16 protein-coding genes and 2 tRNA genes are annotated in these 15,528 nt (G+C 63.2%); 6 read left to right on the top strand and 12 right to left on the bottom strand.

Translation table 11 applies throughout. The annotated features are described in order from the left end of the window. Positions 1-109: 109 nt before the first annotated feature. The 5 genes from BPHYT_RS14100 to BPHYT_RS38670 form a co-directional block, all read right to left on the bottom strand. On the bottom strand, positions 110-922 hold the full coding sequence (locus tag BPHYT_RS14100) for a GNAT family N-acetyltransferase (protein ID WP_012433830.1): 813 nt from the start codon (positions 920-922) through the stop codon (positions 110-112). Between the two features lie 327 nt (positions 923-1,249). Further along, positions 1,250-1,708: a phosphohistidine phosphatase SixA gene (gene sixA, locus BPHYT_RS14095; RefSeq protein WP_012433829.1), complete on the bottom strand. Its 459-nt coding sequence runs from the start codon at positions 1,706-1,708 to the stop codon at positions 1,250-1,252. 236 nt (positions 1,709-1,944) lie between these two features. Next, positions 1,945-2,021, bottom strand: a tRNA-Pro gene (locus BPHYT_RS14090). A gap of 93 nt (positions 2,022-2,114) precedes the next feature. Next, positions 2,115-2,273: a DUF3309 family protein gene (locus tag BPHYT_RS37300; RefSeq protein ID WP_007181032.1), complete on the bottom strand. Its 159-nt coding sequence runs from the start codon at positions 2,271-2,273 to the stop codon at positions 2,115-2,117. Positions 2,274-2,637: 364 nt separating this feature from the next. After that, the gene (locus BPHYT_RS38670; RefSeq protein ID WP_012433828.1) at positions 2,638-2,811 is read right to left on the bottom strand and encodes a hypothetical protein; all 174 of its coding nucleotides are present in this window, start codon (positions 2,809-2,811) and stop codon (positions 2,638-2,640) included. Between the two features lie 181 nt (positions 2,812-2,992). On the opposite strand from BPHYT_RS38670, the gene BPHYT_RS38665 reads away from it, so the two are divergent. Continuing rightward, the gene (locus BPHYT_RS38665) at positions 2,993-3,163 is read left to right on the top strand and encodes a hypothetical protein (RefSeq protein WP_012433827.1); all 171 of its coding nucleotides are present in this window, start codon (positions 2,993-2,995) and stop codon (positions 3,161-3,163) included. Between the two features lie 209 nt (positions 3,164-3,372). On the opposite strand, the gene BPHYT_RS14080 is transcribed toward BPHYT_RS38665, so the two are convergent. Both BPHYT_RS14080 and BPHYT_RS14075 read right to left on the bottom strand, forming a co-directional pair. Then, positions 3,373-4,740: an MATE family efflux transporter gene (locus tag BPHYT_RS14080; RefSeq protein ID WP_012433826.1), complete on the bottom strand. Its 1,368-nt coding sequence runs from the start codon at positions 4,738-4,740 to the stop codon at positions 3,373-3,375. After that, entirely contained in the window at positions 4,737-5,045 is a 309-nt protein-coding gene (locus BPHYT_RS14075) for a DUF2288 domain-containing protein (protein WP_012433825.1), read from the bottom strand. The genes BPHYT_RS14080 and BPHYT_RS14075 overlap by 4 nt, the downstream gene beginning before the upstream one ends. Positions 5,046-5,153: 108 nt before the next feature. On the opposite strand from BPHYT_RS14075, the gene BPHYT_RS14070 reads away from it, so the two are divergent. Beyond that, positions 5,154-5,882, top strand: coding sequence for a pentapeptide repeat-containing protein (locus tag BPHYT_RS14070; protein WP_012433824.1), 729 nt, complete (start codon positions 5,154-5,156; stop codon positions 5,880-5,882). Between the two features lie 823 nt (positions 5,883-6,705). On the opposite strand, the gene BPHYT_RS14065 is transcribed toward BPHYT_RS14070, so the two are convergent. The 3 genes from BPHYT_RS14065 to BPHYT_RS14055 all read right to left on the bottom strand — a co-directional run bounded on the left by BPHYT_RS14065 (position 6,706) and on the right by BPHYT_RS14055 (position 9,060). Then, positions 6,706-7,032 carry a hypothetical protein gene (locus BPHYT_RS14065; protein WP_012433822.1) on the bottom strand — a complete coding sequence of 109 codons (327 nt, stop codon included), beginning with the start codon at positions 7,030-7,032 and terminating at the stop codon, positions 6,706-6,708. A gap of 212 nt (positions 7,033-7,244) precedes the next feature. Further along, complete coding sequence (locus BPHYT_RS14060) at positions 7,245-7,955, bottom strand: peptidoglycan DD-metalloendopeptidase family protein (protein WP_012433821.1); 711 nt, start codon at positions 7,953-7,955, stop codon at positions 7,245-7,247. A 196-nt stretch (positions 7,956-8,151) separates the two neighbouring features. Next, positions 8,152-9,060 (bottom strand): aldose epimerase family protein, encoded by a 909-nt coding sequence (locus tag BPHYT_RS14055; RefSeq protein WP_041758519.1) that lies wholly within the window; start codon positions 9,058-9,060, stop codon positions 8,152-8,154. 587 nt (positions 9,061-9,647) lie between these two features. Between BPHYT_RS14055 and BPHYT_RS14050 the strand changes: the two genes are divergently transcribed. The 3 genes from BPHYT_RS14050 to BPHYT_RS14040 all read left to right on the top strand — a co-directional run bounded on the left by BPHYT_RS14050 (position 9,648) and on the right by BPHYT_RS14040 (position 11,465). Further along, entirely contained in the window at positions 9,648-10,478 is an 831-nt protein-coding gene (locus BPHYT_RS14050; protein ID WP_012433819.1) for an undecaprenyl-diphosphate phosphatase, read from the top strand. Between the two features lie 289 nt (positions 10,479-10,767). Then, positions 10,768-10,844: transfer RNA gene (locus tag BPHYT_RS14045), tRNA-Arg, on the top strand. A 162-nt stretch (positions 10,845-11,006) separates the two neighbouring features. Continuing rightward, complete coding sequence (locus BPHYT_RS14040; protein ID WP_012433818.1) at positions 11,007-11,465, top strand: universal stress protein; 459 nt, start codon at positions 11,007-11,009, stop codon at positions 11,463-11,465. A gap of 188 nt (positions 11,466-11,653) precedes the next feature. Here the strand turns inward: BPHYT_RS14040 and BPHYT_RS14035 are convergent, their stop codons facing one another. Further along, entirely contained in the window at positions 11,654-12,037 is a 384-nt protein-coding gene (locus BPHYT_RS14035; RefSeq protein ID WP_012433817.1) for a DUF427 domain-containing protein, read from the bottom strand. 247 nt (positions 12,038-12,284) lie between these two features. Then, a complete protein-coding gene (locus BPHYT_RS14030) occupies positions 12,285-13,862 on the bottom strand; it encodes an acid phosphatase (protein WP_041758517.1) in 1,578 nt (525 codons plus the stop codon). A 249-nt stretch (positions 13,863-14,111) separates the two neighbouring features. Between BPHYT_RS14030 and BPHYT_RS14025 the strand changes: the two genes are divergently transcribed. Continuing rightward, on the top strand, positions 14,112-15,494 hold the full coding sequence (locus BPHYT_RS14025) for a cytochrome-c peroxidase (protein ID WP_012433815.1): 1,383 nt from the start codon (positions 14,112-14,114) through the stop codon (positions 15,492-15,494). Positions 15,495-15,528 lie beyond the last annotated feature (34 nt).

Below are 15,528 nucleotides of genomic sequence, written 5' to 3'. Positions count from 1 at the left end.
TGGCGCATTGCGGATGAACGAGAAAGCCCGGCATGTTGCCGGGCTTTTTTGTGGCCGCGTGTTCTGTTTCGCCGACGCGCGTCACAGCGCGTCTTGCGTGCGAATCCGCTCAGCGCGGCAGCGCATCGCCGAGGAAGTGGCGGGCGTAACGTGCATTGATATCGGACAAGCGGAACAGCGTCAGAAAGTCCGCGGTATTGAAGTCGGGATCCCATGCCGGTGCGCCGCAAATCTTCGCGCCGAGCCGCAGATAACCCTTCACCAACGGCGGCGGTGCGACCTCGGCGCCCGTTTGCAGCTCATCGACCGGCAGCGGGGTATGCGCGAACGCGCGATATTCCGGCGCGGTCAGCGCGCTGTCGCGCAGCGAGCAATACAGATTCGCCGCGTAGTGGCCGCCGTCGACCATCGCCACGCTCGCGCAGCCGAGCATCGTCTCGTAGCCGTTGTGCTTCATGTAGGCGGCCAGGCCCGCCCACAGCGACATGATCACCGAGCCGCTGCGATAGTCTGGATGCACGCAAGAACGGCCCACTTCGACCATCTTGGCGCGCAGGTGTGTGAGACGCGACACGTCGAATTCGCTTTCCGCATACAGGCGGCCGATACGCGCGGCCTGATGCGGCGGCAACGCGCGATACGTGCCGACCACTTTCAATGTGTCGAGATCGCGCACCAGCAGGTGATCGCAGTAGGAGTCGAACGAATCGACGTCGAGACCCGCGGGGCCCGTCAGACGCGCGCCCATTTCGTCGGCGAACACGCGGTAGCGCAGACGCTGCGCTTCGCGCAGTTCTTCGTCGGTGCGAGCCCACGTGACTTGCAGGCGATGCTGGGCGGTGACCGTTTCTTCGGCGCGCGGCAGACGGCGCGACTCGAAGATCGAAGCGAGGGGCAGGGTAGGCGTCGGCAGTTCTCGCATTGGGGGGTCCTGGTCGAAAAAAAGGAGATTTCTTTTTTCGCCAATGTAGTAACGCCTGGTGACGCTCGCATGGCAAACCCATGACGATTGGATGACTGCCCGTAAGCTGCGTGCCCGCGGCTTGTAATGTTGCGAGTCGGGACGACGAGTGTTGTTTCCGCGCGAAACGTGGGGAATCGAGGAAACGGGTGGGAGTAGTTCACGCGCCGGGACGGTGAAGCCCCGGCGATGTGGGTCAAGCGGGTGATTGGTTTGATAGTTCGGCGCCGTCTCGCGTGGCGCGTGGGTTTTTATGGGCGCGCCTCGCCTCGTCGGAGCGAAAGCGGCTCAGACCAGATCGGGCGTCATCGCGGCGCGCAGCACGGCCTGATCGTCGCCATCCCGCTCGCGGCTCGCAATCCACCACAGGCCCGCTTTCTTCAGGGGCCAGCTCGCGTCGCTATTGCCGAGCAGCCGCGCGGCGACGTGGCCGAGCGTCGGCTGATGGCCGACGATCACCACCGTCTGCGCAATGCCTTTAGACCAGCCCGCGGCGTCGAGCACGTCGTCGGCGCTCGCGTTGGGCGCGAGTTCACGCACTACGCGATATTGATCGCTCAGCGTCTCGGCAGTCTGGATGGCGCGCACAGCGGGGCTCGCGAGCACGACGGCGTCGTCGGGCAGGCGGGTGCGCAGCCATTTGGCGACGTTTTGCGCCTGCTTGCGGCCGCGGGTGGTGAGCGCGCGCGCGAGGTCGGTGCTGGCGATGTCTTCGGCTTCGGCGTGACGCCAGAGAATCAGATCCATGCGTGTCTCCTTGACTCTGCTTGCGGCGCTTGAGCCTGATGAGGCCTGCGCCAGGTTTTAGTCACTGTCGCACGCGGGCCCGTCATGCCGCAAGGCAAGGGCTCGGGCCGACCGTATCAGCGCGCGGGTGTATCGCAGGCGAGAGTCTGAAAGCCCGAACAAAGCCAGACCGAACAAAGCCCAAAAAGCAAAAACCCGCGAAGCCGGAGGCTACGCGGGTTTCGTGTTGCTTTTCGTGGTCGGAGCGAAAGGATTCGAACCTTCGACCCTCTGATCCCAAATCAGATGCGCTACCAGGCTGCGCTACGCTCCGACGAATCCGAGATTCTACGTGGCATTGGGTGCCAGAGTCAATCACGAATTGCATCGGAGAGAAACGCAGGCTCGAAAGCGCCAGTCGGCTGCGTTATATGCGGCCCATCAGCAGCAACACGATCACGATGATCAGCACGACGCCCAGCACGCCGGTCGGCCGATAGCCCCAGCCACTGCTGTACGGCCAGCTCGGTAACGCGCCGATCAGCAGAAGAATGAGCACGATAAGCAGTATGGTTCCGATGGTCATTCGAGTTCTCCCTGTCTGGCCTGAGCCAGTTAGTCTGGTTGGTTCGGCGCATTCACGCCGGGACGCTCGACGCGCAAGCTACGCGCTCCTTGCACGCTTACCATCAGCAAGGCATGTGCCCAAAGAGGAAATGAGTCCGGAGGGGAAATGGCGGGCTGCTGGATGCTCCAGCCGTGACGAGGCGCCTGATCAGGGAAAGGGCAGGCCGGAAAGACTTGCGCGAGTTACGGTGGACATGCCATTGGCGTCACCGCGCAAACGGCCGACGTGCGAGCGCGGACTCGCACGTGCAATGCAACGCTTCAACCGTTCAATTATTCGAACGGAATGTGCGCAGGCGCAGTTGGCACTCCCGGTTGTTCGTTCAGTGCCGGCGGCGCATCCAGTGCGGCATGTGCTGATGAGTCAGCCAGTGGTGCACCATGCCTTCGCCATCGTGTTCATGCCGATAGGTTCTCGATTCGTAGATCGACAACACGAGCAGCACGAGCAGACCTATTGCAAGTCCAACCAGACCCGCGATCGTTTCAGCGTCCATGGCAGCCTCCTGTGAGATGCGACCGTGACTTTATAGTAGGTCACGCGCAACGAAATGGGAGGGCGCACGCAGCGCGGCGCGGCGTCGTGGAATGTGCTTTGCGGTTAGACTCTCGGCGCTCGCGCTTGCCCGCTCACCGGCGGGCAGCCGCTCTTTCATTCCGCTTCGAGAGACTCAGTTTATGATCCGCGTTTCAATGATTGCGTTGCTGCTGGTTGCCGGCCTTGCAGGTTGTGCGAATGGTCCGTCCGGCCATCACGGCGGGCCACCGCCGCAAGATCCGGCCGACTACCACGGCGTGCCGACCGACAGCCGTCCGCCCACGATGGTGCCTGCACCGGTCGCGCCCTGAGGTTTCGGCTGATGACGGGCGCGGCAACGGTGATGAATAGCGGAAGCGAAGCACCGGCGCGGGCACGCCGGCGCTTCTGACCCGCGCAGACTGTTCGCGCGGAGAGCGCGGGCTGAAGTCATTCTAGGGCGAGCGTCGCGCGTGACATGTATGCGCTTGTTTCAAGCCGTAACCGAGTGCCGCGATGCGAAATGGGCGAGCCCGCTGGCTCAAGCCGCCGCGCTCGCCATGCCGCGCACGACGCCCGGCACGTAACGCGCAAGCGTGAGACCACGCAGCGCCATGAAGAGCAGCATCGCGGCCCACAAGCCGTGATTGCCGTACAGCGCCAGCAAGGCCCACGACGCCACGACGAACAACGCGAACGACACCACCATCGACATCATGAGTTCGCGCGTGCGAGTCGCGCCGATGAACACGCCGTCGAGCAGAAAGCCCAACACGGACACCACCGGCGAGAGCGCGGCCCAAGGCAGATACATTTCGGCGGTGGCGCGTACGGCGGCCTGATCCGTCAGACGTTCGACGATCCACGAGCCCGCGCCCCAATACGCCAGCGAAAATGCCAGCGCGCCGAGCGTGGACCACAACGCCGTCACCTTGATCGCCTGCGCGAAAGCGTGCCGGTCGCGCGCGCCGATCGCCGCACCGACGAGCGCTTCGGCGGCGTGCGCGAAACCGTCGAGTCCGTAGGCCATGAACGTCTGAAAATTGAGCAGCAGCGCGTTGGCGGCGAGCGTGGCGTCGCCTTGCTTCGCGCCCAGGTGTGCAAACCAGCCGAACGAGGAGAGCAGGCACAAGGTGCGCACGAAGATGTCGCGATTGAGCACCACGAGCCGCTTGAGCGCCGCTGCGTCGAACAGCGCGGCGCGGTTGAGGCCAGGCAAGCCGCGTGGCCTGCCGCGCCATAGCAGGGCGGCGCCGAGCACGAAACCGAGCGCGTCGGCGGTGGCCGTGGCCGCGCCGATGCCGGCTACACCCCAGTCGAACCGATACACATACAGGAGTACGGCCACGATGTTCACGCTGTTGATGAACACCTGCGAGAGAAGCGCGAGCCGCACCTGCTGCGTGCCGAGCAGCCAGCCGAGCACGACATAGTTGCCGAGGGCGAGCGGGGCGGCCCAGATGCGCGCGTGACAATAGAGCCGCGCGTTGCGTTGCACCGCGTCGCTGCCGCCGATCACGCGCACTGCGTAATCGATCAGCGGCATTTGCAGTGCCAGCACCACGGCGCCGATCGCGGCCGCCAGCAACAGCGCGCGTACGACGGTGTTGCGCAACTCCGCGTGGTCGCGCGCACCGTGCGATTGCGCGACCAGTCCGGTCGTGCCCATGCGCAGAAAGCCGAAGCCCCAGAACACGAAGTTGAAGAACAGACCGCCGAGCGCCACGCCGCCGAGATACGAAGCGCCATCCAGATGGCCCGCGACGGCGGTATCGACCGCGCCGAGAATCGGCTGCGTCAGATTGGCGAGAACGATGGGAAACGCCAGCGCGAGCACCCTGCGGTGCCAGCGCACGGGAACGGCGGGTGCCGCTGCCGACGTGTTAGCGTCGCGCGTGGCTTCGCTCAACTGCGTTCCTGCACGCATACCCAGGGCGAGACGACGACCGCCCACAGATCCGGGTCGCGCTCGGCGAAGTCGGCGGCGGTTTCCGCCTGCACGCGCTCGACGAGCCCGGCGGACAGCCACTGCGTGACCTGCTTGGTGTCGTCGCTGGCGATGGCCTCGGCAACGCTCACCAGATCGAGGTCGCGCGCGACGCGCAGCAGGATGCCGCGTGCGAAGAAACGTTCGAGCTCGATCCAGCCGATCTTGGCGGTTTCGGCGAGCAGCTTGGCGTACAGCGGGCTATGGGTGGCGTCGTTGGAAGTCATCGTAAGCGGGTTCCGGCGGGGCCGTTACTATAAACCATCGGTGCGAACCGTCAGCGCGGTGCGCGTTCCGGTAGGCTATGGGTCCTGCGAAATTCATTCTGAACCTTCATGTCACTGGATTCAACGGCGCCGGCTTCAGGCGCGCAAGCTCATGTCGTGACCGACGCCGCGCTCACGCGCGCGGAAGTGGAGCGACTTGTCGCGGCCAGCCTCGCCGGCAATAAGGCGCCGCTTCATTTCACCGACTGCGATTTCGAAGGCGTCGACCTCTCGCGACTCGATCTGCGCGGCGCCGAGTTTCAGCGCTGCACGATCGTCGAGACGTCGTTTTTCGGCGCGGCGCTCTCGCATACCCGCTGGGTCCGTTGCCGTGGCCGCGAGGCGGACTTCGCGTCGGCCGATCTGGTCGACGCGGCGTTTCAGTCGAGCGACCTGAACAACACCAGTTGGCGGCGCGCCAAGCTGGCTTCGGCGTCGTTTCATAGCTGCAAGCTGACCGGCGCCAATTTCGAAGCATGCACGGCGCTGGGTTTGAGCTTCGTCGAAACCCTGCTGGTTGGCGCGCACCTGCGCGGCCTGTCGTTTCGCAAGGCCACGCTGCAACAACTGGATTTTTCGGATGCCGACCTGGCCGGCGTGGACTTCCGTGAAGCGATCTTCGACGGCGGCAGCCTGAAGGATGCGCACCTGAAGGGCGCGCGCTTCGACGGCGCGGACCTGCGCGAAGCCGACCTCAGCGGCGTGCGGCTGGTGGATGCGGCGCTCTTCAAGGGCGCGACGATCTCGCATGCCCAAGCGGCCGTGCTCGTCACCGAGCTGGGGTTGCGGGTCATGTGAGCGTGCGCTCAAGCTGGCCGATTTTAGCCATTCGGCCAGCTTGAACGATCCCATGCCGGTGCTTATGATTCAATTGGTCGAATCAATTAAGTCGCCGGATTTTAAGTGCCGCAATTGTCGGCTGATTTAATCTCTATAATATTTCCGCCGTTTGCGAATTGTTGTGAAGAAGCCGGTTTCCTTGATTAAGTCGGTCAATATCGGATATTAATGCGAGAAGGTGCGGTGGCGCACTAAAGCTACGCAGTACGCAAAGCGTCCGAATCAGGCTGGATGAGTTAGCAGAAATCCGCCAGCGCCATTCTTCAGGCTTTTCCGGCCGTTTCAGGCGCGTCCCTTGCTTCGCGCGGCCCGGCGGGCAGTATTGGGTTTCGAGTCGCGCCATTTAAAGCGTTTCATGTTGAAACGGCGGGCGAATTCGACCTGTTTGTTTCCGACTTTTCCGCTTCACGTAAGGCGGAATCAGTACGCCGCATCACATTGACTGCGAAATTAATATATTGCGCTTGTAAAAGCGGATTGTTAGATTTCGTTCTGGCGCATGGTGAACCGGTCCTTTGCCGATATGCGCCGAACCCCCGTTAGCCCGGCCTCGTGCCGGGCTTTTTTTTCGCCGCGCCACGTCCGAGTCACCGCCGATTCACATGTGCAGTGGATCATGAAAACTTACCTTTCCTTCCTCGAGCATGACCGCGCTAATCATTTTTCTCGGCGTCTGCCCGGTCGCGCTCGGCGTGCTGGTCGCCTTCGCCGCGCGCATCGATCCGCGCTCAGGACGCTGGCGCCGCCGCTAGTCCGCACGGCGGCGCGCGCGGCGTCGTCGTTATTGCTTGCAGCGAACCACCATCGACCGGTTCTTCACGTTCGCACCGAAAATACCGCCGACCGTTCCACCCGAGGTCGCGCCGTTGTCGACGTCTTTCGATACCACGTCGTAGCCGTAGTTGCCGCAGACTTCGCCCGCGCGCTTGTAGCACTCTGCCCAGCTCGAACTGGCGTCGCTGCCGCTGCAGTTGATCGCAAAACCAGTGTCACCGCTCGGCAGGTAGGTCATGGTGGTGGTGCTGGAGCAGCCGCCGAGGCTGCCCAGCGTCAGCAGGCCGAGACCGATCGCCGCGGCCGTCGCGACGGACGCAAATGCGCTCTTCATACAGATTCCTTACAGATAGACGGAGAAAGACGTGACGCGAAGCCACGCCGTGTCCTGATTGAGCGTTTTATAACACGCCGGGTTCCCTCGACCGGAGTTGCAGGCTGCCTGCCCGCAATGGGCGGCGCGGGCGGCGGGGCAGCACGCGGACCGCGCAGGCCGGGCCAGGCGCGCCCGCTGGCGCGAGCCAGTGCTCATGCCTCAGCCAGCCGCTAGCGGGGCGGCAGCGCCCGCGACGGATCGATTGAGCGGCCCTGATAGCGCAGTTCGAAGTGCAGCATCACGCGATCGGTATCGGTGTCGCCCATCTCGGCAATTTTCTCGCCGCGTGTGACCGATTGGCCTTCTTTCACCAGCAGCGTGCGGTTGTGCGCGTAGGCGGTCAGATACTCGGCGTTGTGCTTGAGAATCAGCAGATTGCCGTAGCCGCGCAAGCCGTTGCCGGCGTACACGACCGTGCCGGGCGCCGCGGCGACGACAGGCGTACCCGCCGCCGCCGAGATATCGATGCCCTTCGAATTGCCGCCGTCGAAACGCCGGATGACCGTGCCGTCGGCCGGCCACACCAGCGAGATGCTCGAAGCCGGCGCCGCGGACGGCGCGCTGTCCGCGGGCGCCGGACGCGGCGTGGCCGACGCGCTGCCGCTTCCGCTGCTGCGCACCGCGCCGCTGGTCGATGCCGTGCCGCCCGGGGGCGCGACGCGCAGCACCTGGCCGACCTCGATGCTGTCCGGATTGGTCAGATTGTTCCAGCGTACGATGCTTTGCACCGACTGCCGGTTACTGCGCGCGATCTTCGACAGCGTATCGCCCCGTTCCACCCGATAAAAGCCCGGCCCCACCGGCGCCGACCCGCACGCGGCGAGCAGTGCCACCAACGACGCGCAGGCGAGCCGTTTCATCATTCTTGTCGTGCTTACCATTGGACCTCGCAAAGCGCTGCCGCGCGCCGATCCCGATCACGCGGCAGGTGGATACAAAGCGCTCGATTCTAACGGTTTTGCGCTGCAGTACGCGAAAAGCGGACAGCGCGGCAGGCGCGCGCGGCGCGAGATGCGGCGAAATGCAGCGAAATTCGCCCGATAGCCAACCGCGCCGCCCTGTCTGGACTCCCAGCAATCAACCCAACCTGGCCACGCTAATGCGCAGCGCGGCGACCTCGGTCTGCCCGGCTTCGAGCCAACGCAAACCCCTGCCGTTGTGAATCGCGTCGGGCAATCCGAGCCAGGGTTCGACACAGTAGAAGTCCGACTCCGCGGCTTCGGTCCACGTCGTCACCGCGTACCAGGGCACCGAGCCCGGCCGTTGCAGGTCGATAGTAATAAGCCGGTCGAGACCCGGCGCCACGAGCCGCACCGGTTGATCCGGCGTGCCGACGAGGCAATGGAAGCGGTCATGGATGCGCGCCTCGTCGAGCGTATAGCGCGCTTCGCCCGGCTCGGCGGCGCTGATCGAACCGTCCTCCTGCTGATAGCAGCGCTGTGTGCGTGGCAGTTCCAGCGAGGTCTCGCCACGCTGCGTGTGCGGCAGCGTGAAGTAGAAATGATGGCCGGCGTAGTAGGGCAGACGCGTGTGGCCGGTGTTGGTGGTGGTGAACGTGACGTCGAGCGTGTGCGCATCCACGAGGTCGTAGGCGGCCTCGAAACGGAAGCCGAATGGATAACCGCCACGGGTTGCCTCGCTGTCGGTCAGGATCATGCGCAAGCCGGCGCCGTGCACGTCGGCGTGGGCTTCGAACGGCAGGTCGCGGGCGAAGCCGTGCATCGGCAGTTCGCGCACCGTGCCATGAGCATCGCGCCAGTAACCGATCTTGCCGTCGACACGATGCCGGCCTAGAAACGGAAACAGCAACGGATTGCCGCCGCGAATCCGCGCGGGCTGGCTCCAGTCGGCATGCTCCGGCCAATGGATGACTTCTTCGCCGTCGATCGTCCACGACATCAGGCGGCCGCCGGCTTGCGGCGCGAAGCGGAGCACGGAGGCGTCCTGAGCGATCTCGAGAATGTCCTGTTGCGGGGAGAGGGGCATGGTCGATGGATTGGTGAGTAAGAGGTTGAAGGCAGACCCAAGGGCGCCCGCAGGCGGCGCCATCCAAGCGTACGAGCGTCGGAATTTGCCGCGCGGCGCCGCGCGAGAGAATGATTTTGCGCTGCTTTCCGCTACGGGGAAACCCTTCTGGGGAAATTGCGGGTGTCGCCGCAAGGCCATTCTTGCTGATAATTCGTCCGACTGCCCGGTAACTTCGACGACCGGGCGAGACTGCCTCAGGAGGCTGCATGGATCTCGCAATGGCAATGGCTGTCACTTTGTTCGGCATGTTCGCGGCAAGCACGGTCTACTTCTTTTACAAGCTCGAACGCTGATCCGGGCGTCCTGCATCGCTTCACGTCATTCTGCTGATCCCATAAGGGCGGCCATTCACGGCGGCCCGTTTCTTTTTCTGCGCCGTAACAACGGTTTCGAGTTGTGACGCGACGCACAATATTTCCCCGAATGCGGTTCAAACGCTTGGCGCTGACATTGCAGCCAGGCATAATCGGTGCGCTTTTGAGGCGCCCGTGGATTCCTTATCCGGCGCGCCTTTCCCCGACATTTTCCTTACAAGGACGCCCCGCGTGAACCTGTCGTTTCTCATCTTCCTGAGCGTGCTGCAAGGCGTCACCGAGCTGTTTCCGGTGAGCAGCCTCGGCCATACGTTGCTGGTACCCGCACTGTTCGGCATGCACATCGACAAACACGCGCCGCAATTGCTGCCGTTCCTCGTCGCTTTGCATCTCGGTACGGCGCTCGCGCTGCTGTGGTACTTCCGCAAACGCTGGTGCGCGCTGGTGCGCGGCTTCTTCGCATCGTTTGGCGGCCGCCGCAACGACGACGCGCACATGATGTGGGCGCTCATCATCGGCACGATTCCGGCCGGTCTGGTTGGACTGCTGCTGGAAAAACGGCTTGAGCGGCTTTTTCACGACTTGCGGATCGTGGCGATCGCGTTGATCGTGAACGGCGTGCTGCTGTGGTTCGGCGATCGTCTGCAGCGTTCGCGCGCGCATCAGGCACCGGAGAAGCTGAGTTTCGGTCAGGCGTTTTTTGTCGGTCTCGCGCAGATCGGCGCGTTGATTCCGGGTTTCTCCCGCAGTGGTCTGACGATGATCGCCGGCAATGCCGCCGGTCTGACGGCGGAGAAGTCGGCGGAATTCTCGTTCCTGCTCGGCACGCCGATTATCTTCGCGGCCGGCGTGCTCGAGTTGCCCAAACTGTTCCACGCGCCGGGCCAACTCGCCGATGCGTTGCTCGGTGGCGTGCTCACCGCGATCGCCGCGTATCTCAGCGTGCGTTTCCTGATGCGCTATTTCGAGGGCCGCGGACGTCTGGCGTCGTTCGGCGTGTATTGCGTGATCGCCGGCATCGTGTTCCTCGGCTGGTTCATGCTGCATCCGCAACCGGCTTGATGGCGTTCACCCTGTCCGTTAGCGTGCGCCGGCGGGCAGGGGACGATCGGTTATAATCCGGGCCCGGCTCAACTTGCCGGGCCCGTTTGTTTCGTGACGTGCAACAGCCGGTGTGACGCGCGGATTGTTTGCCGGGCGCCCGGGCAGATTCCCCGTCTACGGCACGGTCAGTTAGAATTTCGGTATCCCGCGAACCTGTGGCTTCCAGAGGCACAGGTTCCAATGCCAGAAAGCAGGTTCTCATTGCGGGCGATGCACGTTGTGCAGGGTTGCATCGTCCCACTTCAATACGGCAGTAGCTCAGCTGGATAGAGCATCGGCCTTCTAAGCCGAGGGTGGGGGGTTCGAGTCCCTCCTGCCGTACCAATCAGATCAAATCTGTTCGCGGGGCAGTGCGCGCCCTGTCGAACTGCCAACTTTGTGTCTTATCAATTTAAAGTTTGAGGCTTTTCGCCTACTGTTATTAGGCTATACGCGCGGCGGAAGGCGACACGTGTCGCATCCCGATTTCAGACTTTTTCGCCAGCCATGTTCAATATCCTCCTCGTTCCGCTGGACGGCTCGCCCCAGAGTATCCACGTCGTCGACCTCGTCAGCCGCGTCGCGGCGCCGGGTACCGCAACTGTGCACCTTCTGTGCGTGGTCGACCCGTCCTATTTGTTGCCTCCCGGTAGCGAAAGCGATATCGCGCCCGATGGCCAGAACTATCCGTCCGCATATGCGCAGACATCTTTCGCGCAATCCGCCTTGACTGCCGCAGGCGCACAGCTTGCCGACCGGAATTTCACGGTGGAACAGCACCTGTGCACGGGAAATAGTCCGGCCGACGTCGTCATCGAACAAGCCCGACTGCTGGCCGCGGAGGTCATCGTGATGGGACATCACCATCTGTCACGGCTGCGCCGCTGGGCCAACCCTTCGACCAGCGGAGAAGTCATCGACCGGTCGCCCTGTGCGGTACTGATCGAAACCCGGGACGAGAGCTGACTTAATGACGTGGGACAGGCGGTAGTCCGTTTCCCGTGGCAGCTCCAGCAAGTGAGAATGACGCTGGATGTTGTGGGCCACCGAGGAGTGAATCCATCGGCGTGGTCGTTGCACCTTTAAGGAGCCCGTCGGCAGCCACGGCGGCAGCGCGCGAAGCGCCGAACACCGCGCCGCGCCACGCGCAACTGTCACTGCGCCGGTTTCACATCGATCGAGTCGACGCGGTTCGGATAGAACGCCAGATGTTGCGCGATCTCCTTCACGGCCGCATACGGCGACTCATAAGTCCACACTGCGTTGACTGTCTTTTCGCCGCCCGACGGAATGCTGTAGTAGGCGCAATCGCCCTTGTACGGACAGTAGGTCGCGTGATCGGTGCGCTCCAGCAGCGTCATTTCGACATCGTTGCGCGGAATGTAATACACCGGCGGATACGACGCTTCGCGCAGAACGAGTGCCTTGAGGGTATCCGCGATCACCTTGCCGCCGACGCTCACGACGACGCGCGCGTTGGACGGTTCGACCGTGATCGGATGGTCGGGGCCGGGCACCTTGATGGTTTTTTCAGTCATGCTGTCGAACTCCTGAATGTAGGCAAGTCTGCAACGGGTCGCGGAAAATATCGAGCCGCGTTCGACGAGACGAGCGCGTTCTGGTTCGAAGCATACGCCGCTCATGAAAACGCGTCGGACCCGGCGGTCACGAGGCGGCCATATAAAAGGGCAGCCGAAGCTGCCCTGTCAAAGTCTCGCCCTCAGGCGGACTGTTGCTTAACGCTTAACCTCTTCCGTCCGATCTTGAACGAATTGCGCCTTTCGCTCACTGCTTGATGTTCAACGCAGCCGTGAGGTCGCCCATCGGCTTGCTGCCGTTGCTGACCAGCGCCGCGTCGCGCGCCGCGATACCCGGCAGTGTCGGCAGCGAGAAGCGGTGCGTGATGAAGCGCAGGATCGACGTGGTGTCGTACTGCGTGTGATCGACGTAACCCTTCTTCGCGTACGGCGAAATGATCAGCGCGGGAATACGCGTGCCCGGACCCCAGCGGTCGGCCTTCGGCGGCGAGACGTGATCCCAGAAGCCGCCGTTTTCGTCGTACGTCACGACCACCACCATGTTGTTCCACTGCGGGCTCTTCTGCAGATGCGAGATGACGTCCGCGATGTGCTGGTCGCCCGACGCCACGTCGGTGTAGCCCGGGTGTTCGTTCAGGTTGCCCTGTGGCTTGTAGAACGACACTTGCGGCAGCGTGCCGCTATCGATCGCCTTAATGAACTCCGAGCCGGCCAGACCGCCGTCGAGCAGATGCTGCGACCGGTTCGCGGTGCCCGGTGCGAGGTCGGCGAAATAGTTGAACGGCTGATGATGCGGCTGGAAATTCGGCGCCGTCAGATTCGCGCCGTAAATCACGTTCGACGTGCCGTTCTGCGCTGCCGACACCGCCGCGCCCCACGCGCCGCTGTACCATGCCCACGACACCTTCGCGTTGTTCAGCAGATCGCCGATGTGCTGCTGCGACTGCGCCGGCAGGGTGGTGGCCTGGGTCGGATCGGCGAAGTTCGCGTCGCCGCCGCTCGCCGGCTTGTTGCCGCTCGGCTGATACGGCGGCTGCATCGTGTTGATCGCGTAGAAGTCAGGCGTGAGGTTGCCCGAATTCACGTATTTGGGCGGGCCGCTCAGTGCCGAAGCCGGCGAGTTGGACGCGACCTTGAGCGTGACACCGTCGCTTTCCACCGACGAGATCGAGCCGGCCGCTACGCTCTTGTCCGCGTTCGGATAAGTCGGCGTGCACGCGCAGATCAGCCACTGGTGGTTCAGGAACGAGCCGCCGAACGCGCCCATGAAGAAGTTGTCGGCGAGCGTGTATTGCTGGGCGATCTTCCACAGCGGCAGTTTGTCGGCGTTGAGCGTGTAGTGGCCCATCACGAGGCCGCCCGAATCCGCCCACGCGGCGAACTTGTCGTTCTTGCCGCCGTTGATCTGCATCTGGTTTTCGTAGAAGCGGTGGTACAGGTCGCGCGTCGTTGCCGTGATCGGCGTGTTGAAACCCTTCGGGTCGTCGATGGCGAACGGGCTGTTCGGCAGATTCGCCGTCATGGCCTGCGTGACCACCGGCGTCACGCCGATTTGCGTCAGACCGTTCCACACCTGCGGCAGCGTCGCGAGCACGGTGCCGTTGCGATCCACCTGCGTGGCGCTCGCCGCCGTCACGTTCTGTAGACCGTTGGCGCCCGGAAAGTTGCCGTACAGATTGTCGAAGCTGCGGTTTTCCGCGTAGATCACCACGACGTTCTTGATCGACGTGATGTCCGGTTCGTTGACCTTGTCACCGCCGCACGCATACAGGCTCAACGCTGCTGCGATCGCGATGGGCGTCGCGCAGATCAGTTTCTTGTTCATTTGATGTGGTTTCTCTCTCTCGCGTTGGGGACGGGCCATCCGAACTCCTTACACGGATGGCCGCGGGCGAAAGTTTGGCAAGGCAATTTGACAGAAAGATGTAATTAATTACGAATTGCTTCTGATTGAAAAATAACGTCGGCTGCATGTCATTTAAACGACATGCAGATGAAATACGCTCGCGGACTTCACTAATCGCCAACACACATCTTTCATATGCGGCCAGGTCTGACGGGGATTCGGAAAATAATGGCTCGGGTCGGCGCAAATCATGACGCCGGGCTCGGGACGAAGCGCCTGCGGCAAGCGACGGCGTTCGCGTTGACGGCCATGACCTTGACGCTTGCCGCGTGCGATGCGGGCGCGCCGGGCACGGGCGCCGTCGCGAGCACGGGCGCGGGCGTATCGCCTTCGTCCGTGCCATTGGCGGCGCCGGTTGTGCAAGTTGCCGCTCATGAAGCAGGCCAGTCTCGCGCGCAGGTCTACGAATCCGTGCGGCAGATGACGGCGCTCGGCAAACAACTATTTTTCGACGCATCGCTCTCAGGTTCGGGCAAGCTTGCTTGCGCGTCGTGTCACAGTCCGGAGCATGGGTTCTCGCCGGCCAATGCGTTGTCGGTGCAACTGGGCGGCAACGACATGCACCGCACCGGCATGCGCGCCGCGCCGACGCTGAAGTATCTGCAATCGGTGCCGGCGTTCGCCGAGCACTATCACGAGTCGGACGACGAAGGCGACGAAAGCGTGGATGCCGGACCCACCGGCGGCCTGACCTGGGATGGCCGCGTCGACCGGGGCGGCGACCAGGCGCGCATTCCGCTGCTGTCGTCGTTCGAAATGGGCAGCACGCCGGCCAAGGTCACTGCGGCGGTCAAGGCCGCGCCGTACGCCGACGCTTTCCGCGCGGCCTTCGGCGCACACATTTTCGACAGCGACGACGCCACCTTCAAAGCGGTGCTGCAAGCGCTCGAAACCTTCGAGCAGACGCCGGAAACTTTCTATCCGTACACCAGCAAATACGACGCCTATCTGGCGGGCAAGGCGCAGTTGACGCAAGCTGAACTGCGCGGCCTGCAACTCTTCAACGATGAGAAAAAAGGCAATTGCGCGAGCTGTCACATCAGCCAGCGCAGCATGGACGGCGCGCCACCGCAGTTCAGCGATTTCGGTCTGATCGCGATCGGCGTGCCGCGCAATCGCTCGCTGTCCGTGAATCGCGATCCGCATTTCTACGATCTCGGCGCCTGTGGCCCGGAGCGCACCGATCTGAAGGGACGCGCCGAATTTTGCGGGATCTTCCGCACGCCGACGCTACGCAATGTGGCGCTAAAGAAAAGCTTCTTCCACAACGGCGTCTACCATTCGCTCGATCAGGTGGTGCGCTTCTATGCCGAGCGCGACACGAACCCGGAGAAGTTCTATCCGGTGGCGAAAGGCAAAGTGCGGAAGTTCGACGATCTGCCTCAGCAGTACTGGGCCAATCTGAATACCGATCCGCCGTTCGACCGCAAGCCGGGCGACAAGCCGGCGCTCGACGAGGCTGAAATCAAGGACGTGGTCGCGTTTTTGAATACGCTGACGGACGGATACAAGGCGGGAAGCGGGGCGGCCGATTCGGTGGCCGCAAAGTGACGTGAGCGATGCGATTGCCGCTGGAGTAGTCGAT

The sequence above is a fragment of the Paraburkholderia phytofirmans PsJN genome (genome assembly GCF_000020125.1).
Classification (GTDB): domain Bacteria; phylum Pseudomonadota; class Gammaproteobacteria; order Burkholderiales; family Burkholderiaceae; genus Paraburkholderia; species Paraburkholderia phytofirmans.
The sequence above is the reverse complement of the archived record's forward strand: the minus strand, read 5'-3'. Positions and strand labels throughout refer to the sequence as shown.

Excerpts from the sequence above, each read along its gene's own strand:
- BPHYT_RS14100 (WP_012433830.1), bottom strand. The coding sequence starts at position 922 with ATGCGAGAACTGCCGACGCCTACCCTGCCCCTCGCTTCGATCTTCGAG.
- BPHYT_RS14040 (WP_012433818.1), top strand. The coding sequence starts at position 11,007 with ATGTTCAATATCCTCCTCGTTCCGCTGGACGGCTCGCCCCAGAGTATC.
- BPHYT_RS14035 (WP_012433817.1), bottom strand. The coding sequence starts at position 12,037 with ATGACTGAAAAAACCATCAAGGTGCCCGGCCCCGACCATCCGATCACG.
- BPHYT_RS14065 (WP_012433822.1), bottom strand. The coding sequence starts at position 7,032 with ATGAAGAGCGCATTTGCGTCCGTCGCGACGGCCGCGGCGATCGGTCTC.
- sixA (WP_012433829.1), bottom strand. The coding sequence starts at position 1,708 with ATGGATCTGATTCTCTGGCGTCACGCCGAAGCCGAAGACATCGCCAGC.
- BPHYT_RS37300 (WP_007181032.1), bottom strand. The coding sequence starts at position 2,273 with ATGACCATCGGAACCATACTGCTTATCGTGCTCATTCTTCTGCTGATC.
- BPHYT_RS14055 (WP_041758519.1), bottom strand. The coding sequence starts at position 9,060 with ATGCCCCTCTCCCCGCAACAGGACATTCTCGAGATCGCTCAGGACGCC.
- BPHYT_RS38670 (WP_012433828.1), bottom strand. The coding sequence starts at position 2,811 with ATGGACGCTGAAACGATCGCGGGTCTGGTTGGACTTGCAATAGGTCTG.
- BPHYT_RS14070 (WP_012433824.1), top strand. The coding sequence starts at position 5,154 with ATGTCACTGGATTCAACGGCGCCGGCTTCAGGCGCGCAAGCTCATGTC.
- BPHYT_RS14025 (WP_012433815.1), top strand. The coding sequence starts at position 14,112 with ATGGCTCGGGTCGGCGCAAATCATGACGCCGGGCTCGGGACGAAGCGC.
- BPHYT_RS14060 (WP_012433821.1), bottom strand. The coding sequence starts at position 7,955 with ATGGTAAGCACGACAAGAATGATGAAACGGCTCGCCTGCGCGTCGTTG.
- BPHYT_RS14030 (WP_041758517.1), bottom strand. The coding sequence starts at position 13,862 with ATGAACAAGAAACTGATCTGCGCGACGCCCATCGCGATCGCAGCAGCG.
- BPHYT_RS38665 (WP_012433827.1), top strand. The coding sequence starts at position 2,993 with ATGATCCGCGTTTCAATGATTGCGTTGCTGCTGGTTGCCGGCCTTGCA.
- BPHYT_RS14075 (WP_012433825.1), bottom strand. The coding sequence starts at position 5,045 with ATGACTTCCAACGACGCCACCCATAGCCCGCTGTACGCCAAGCTGCTC.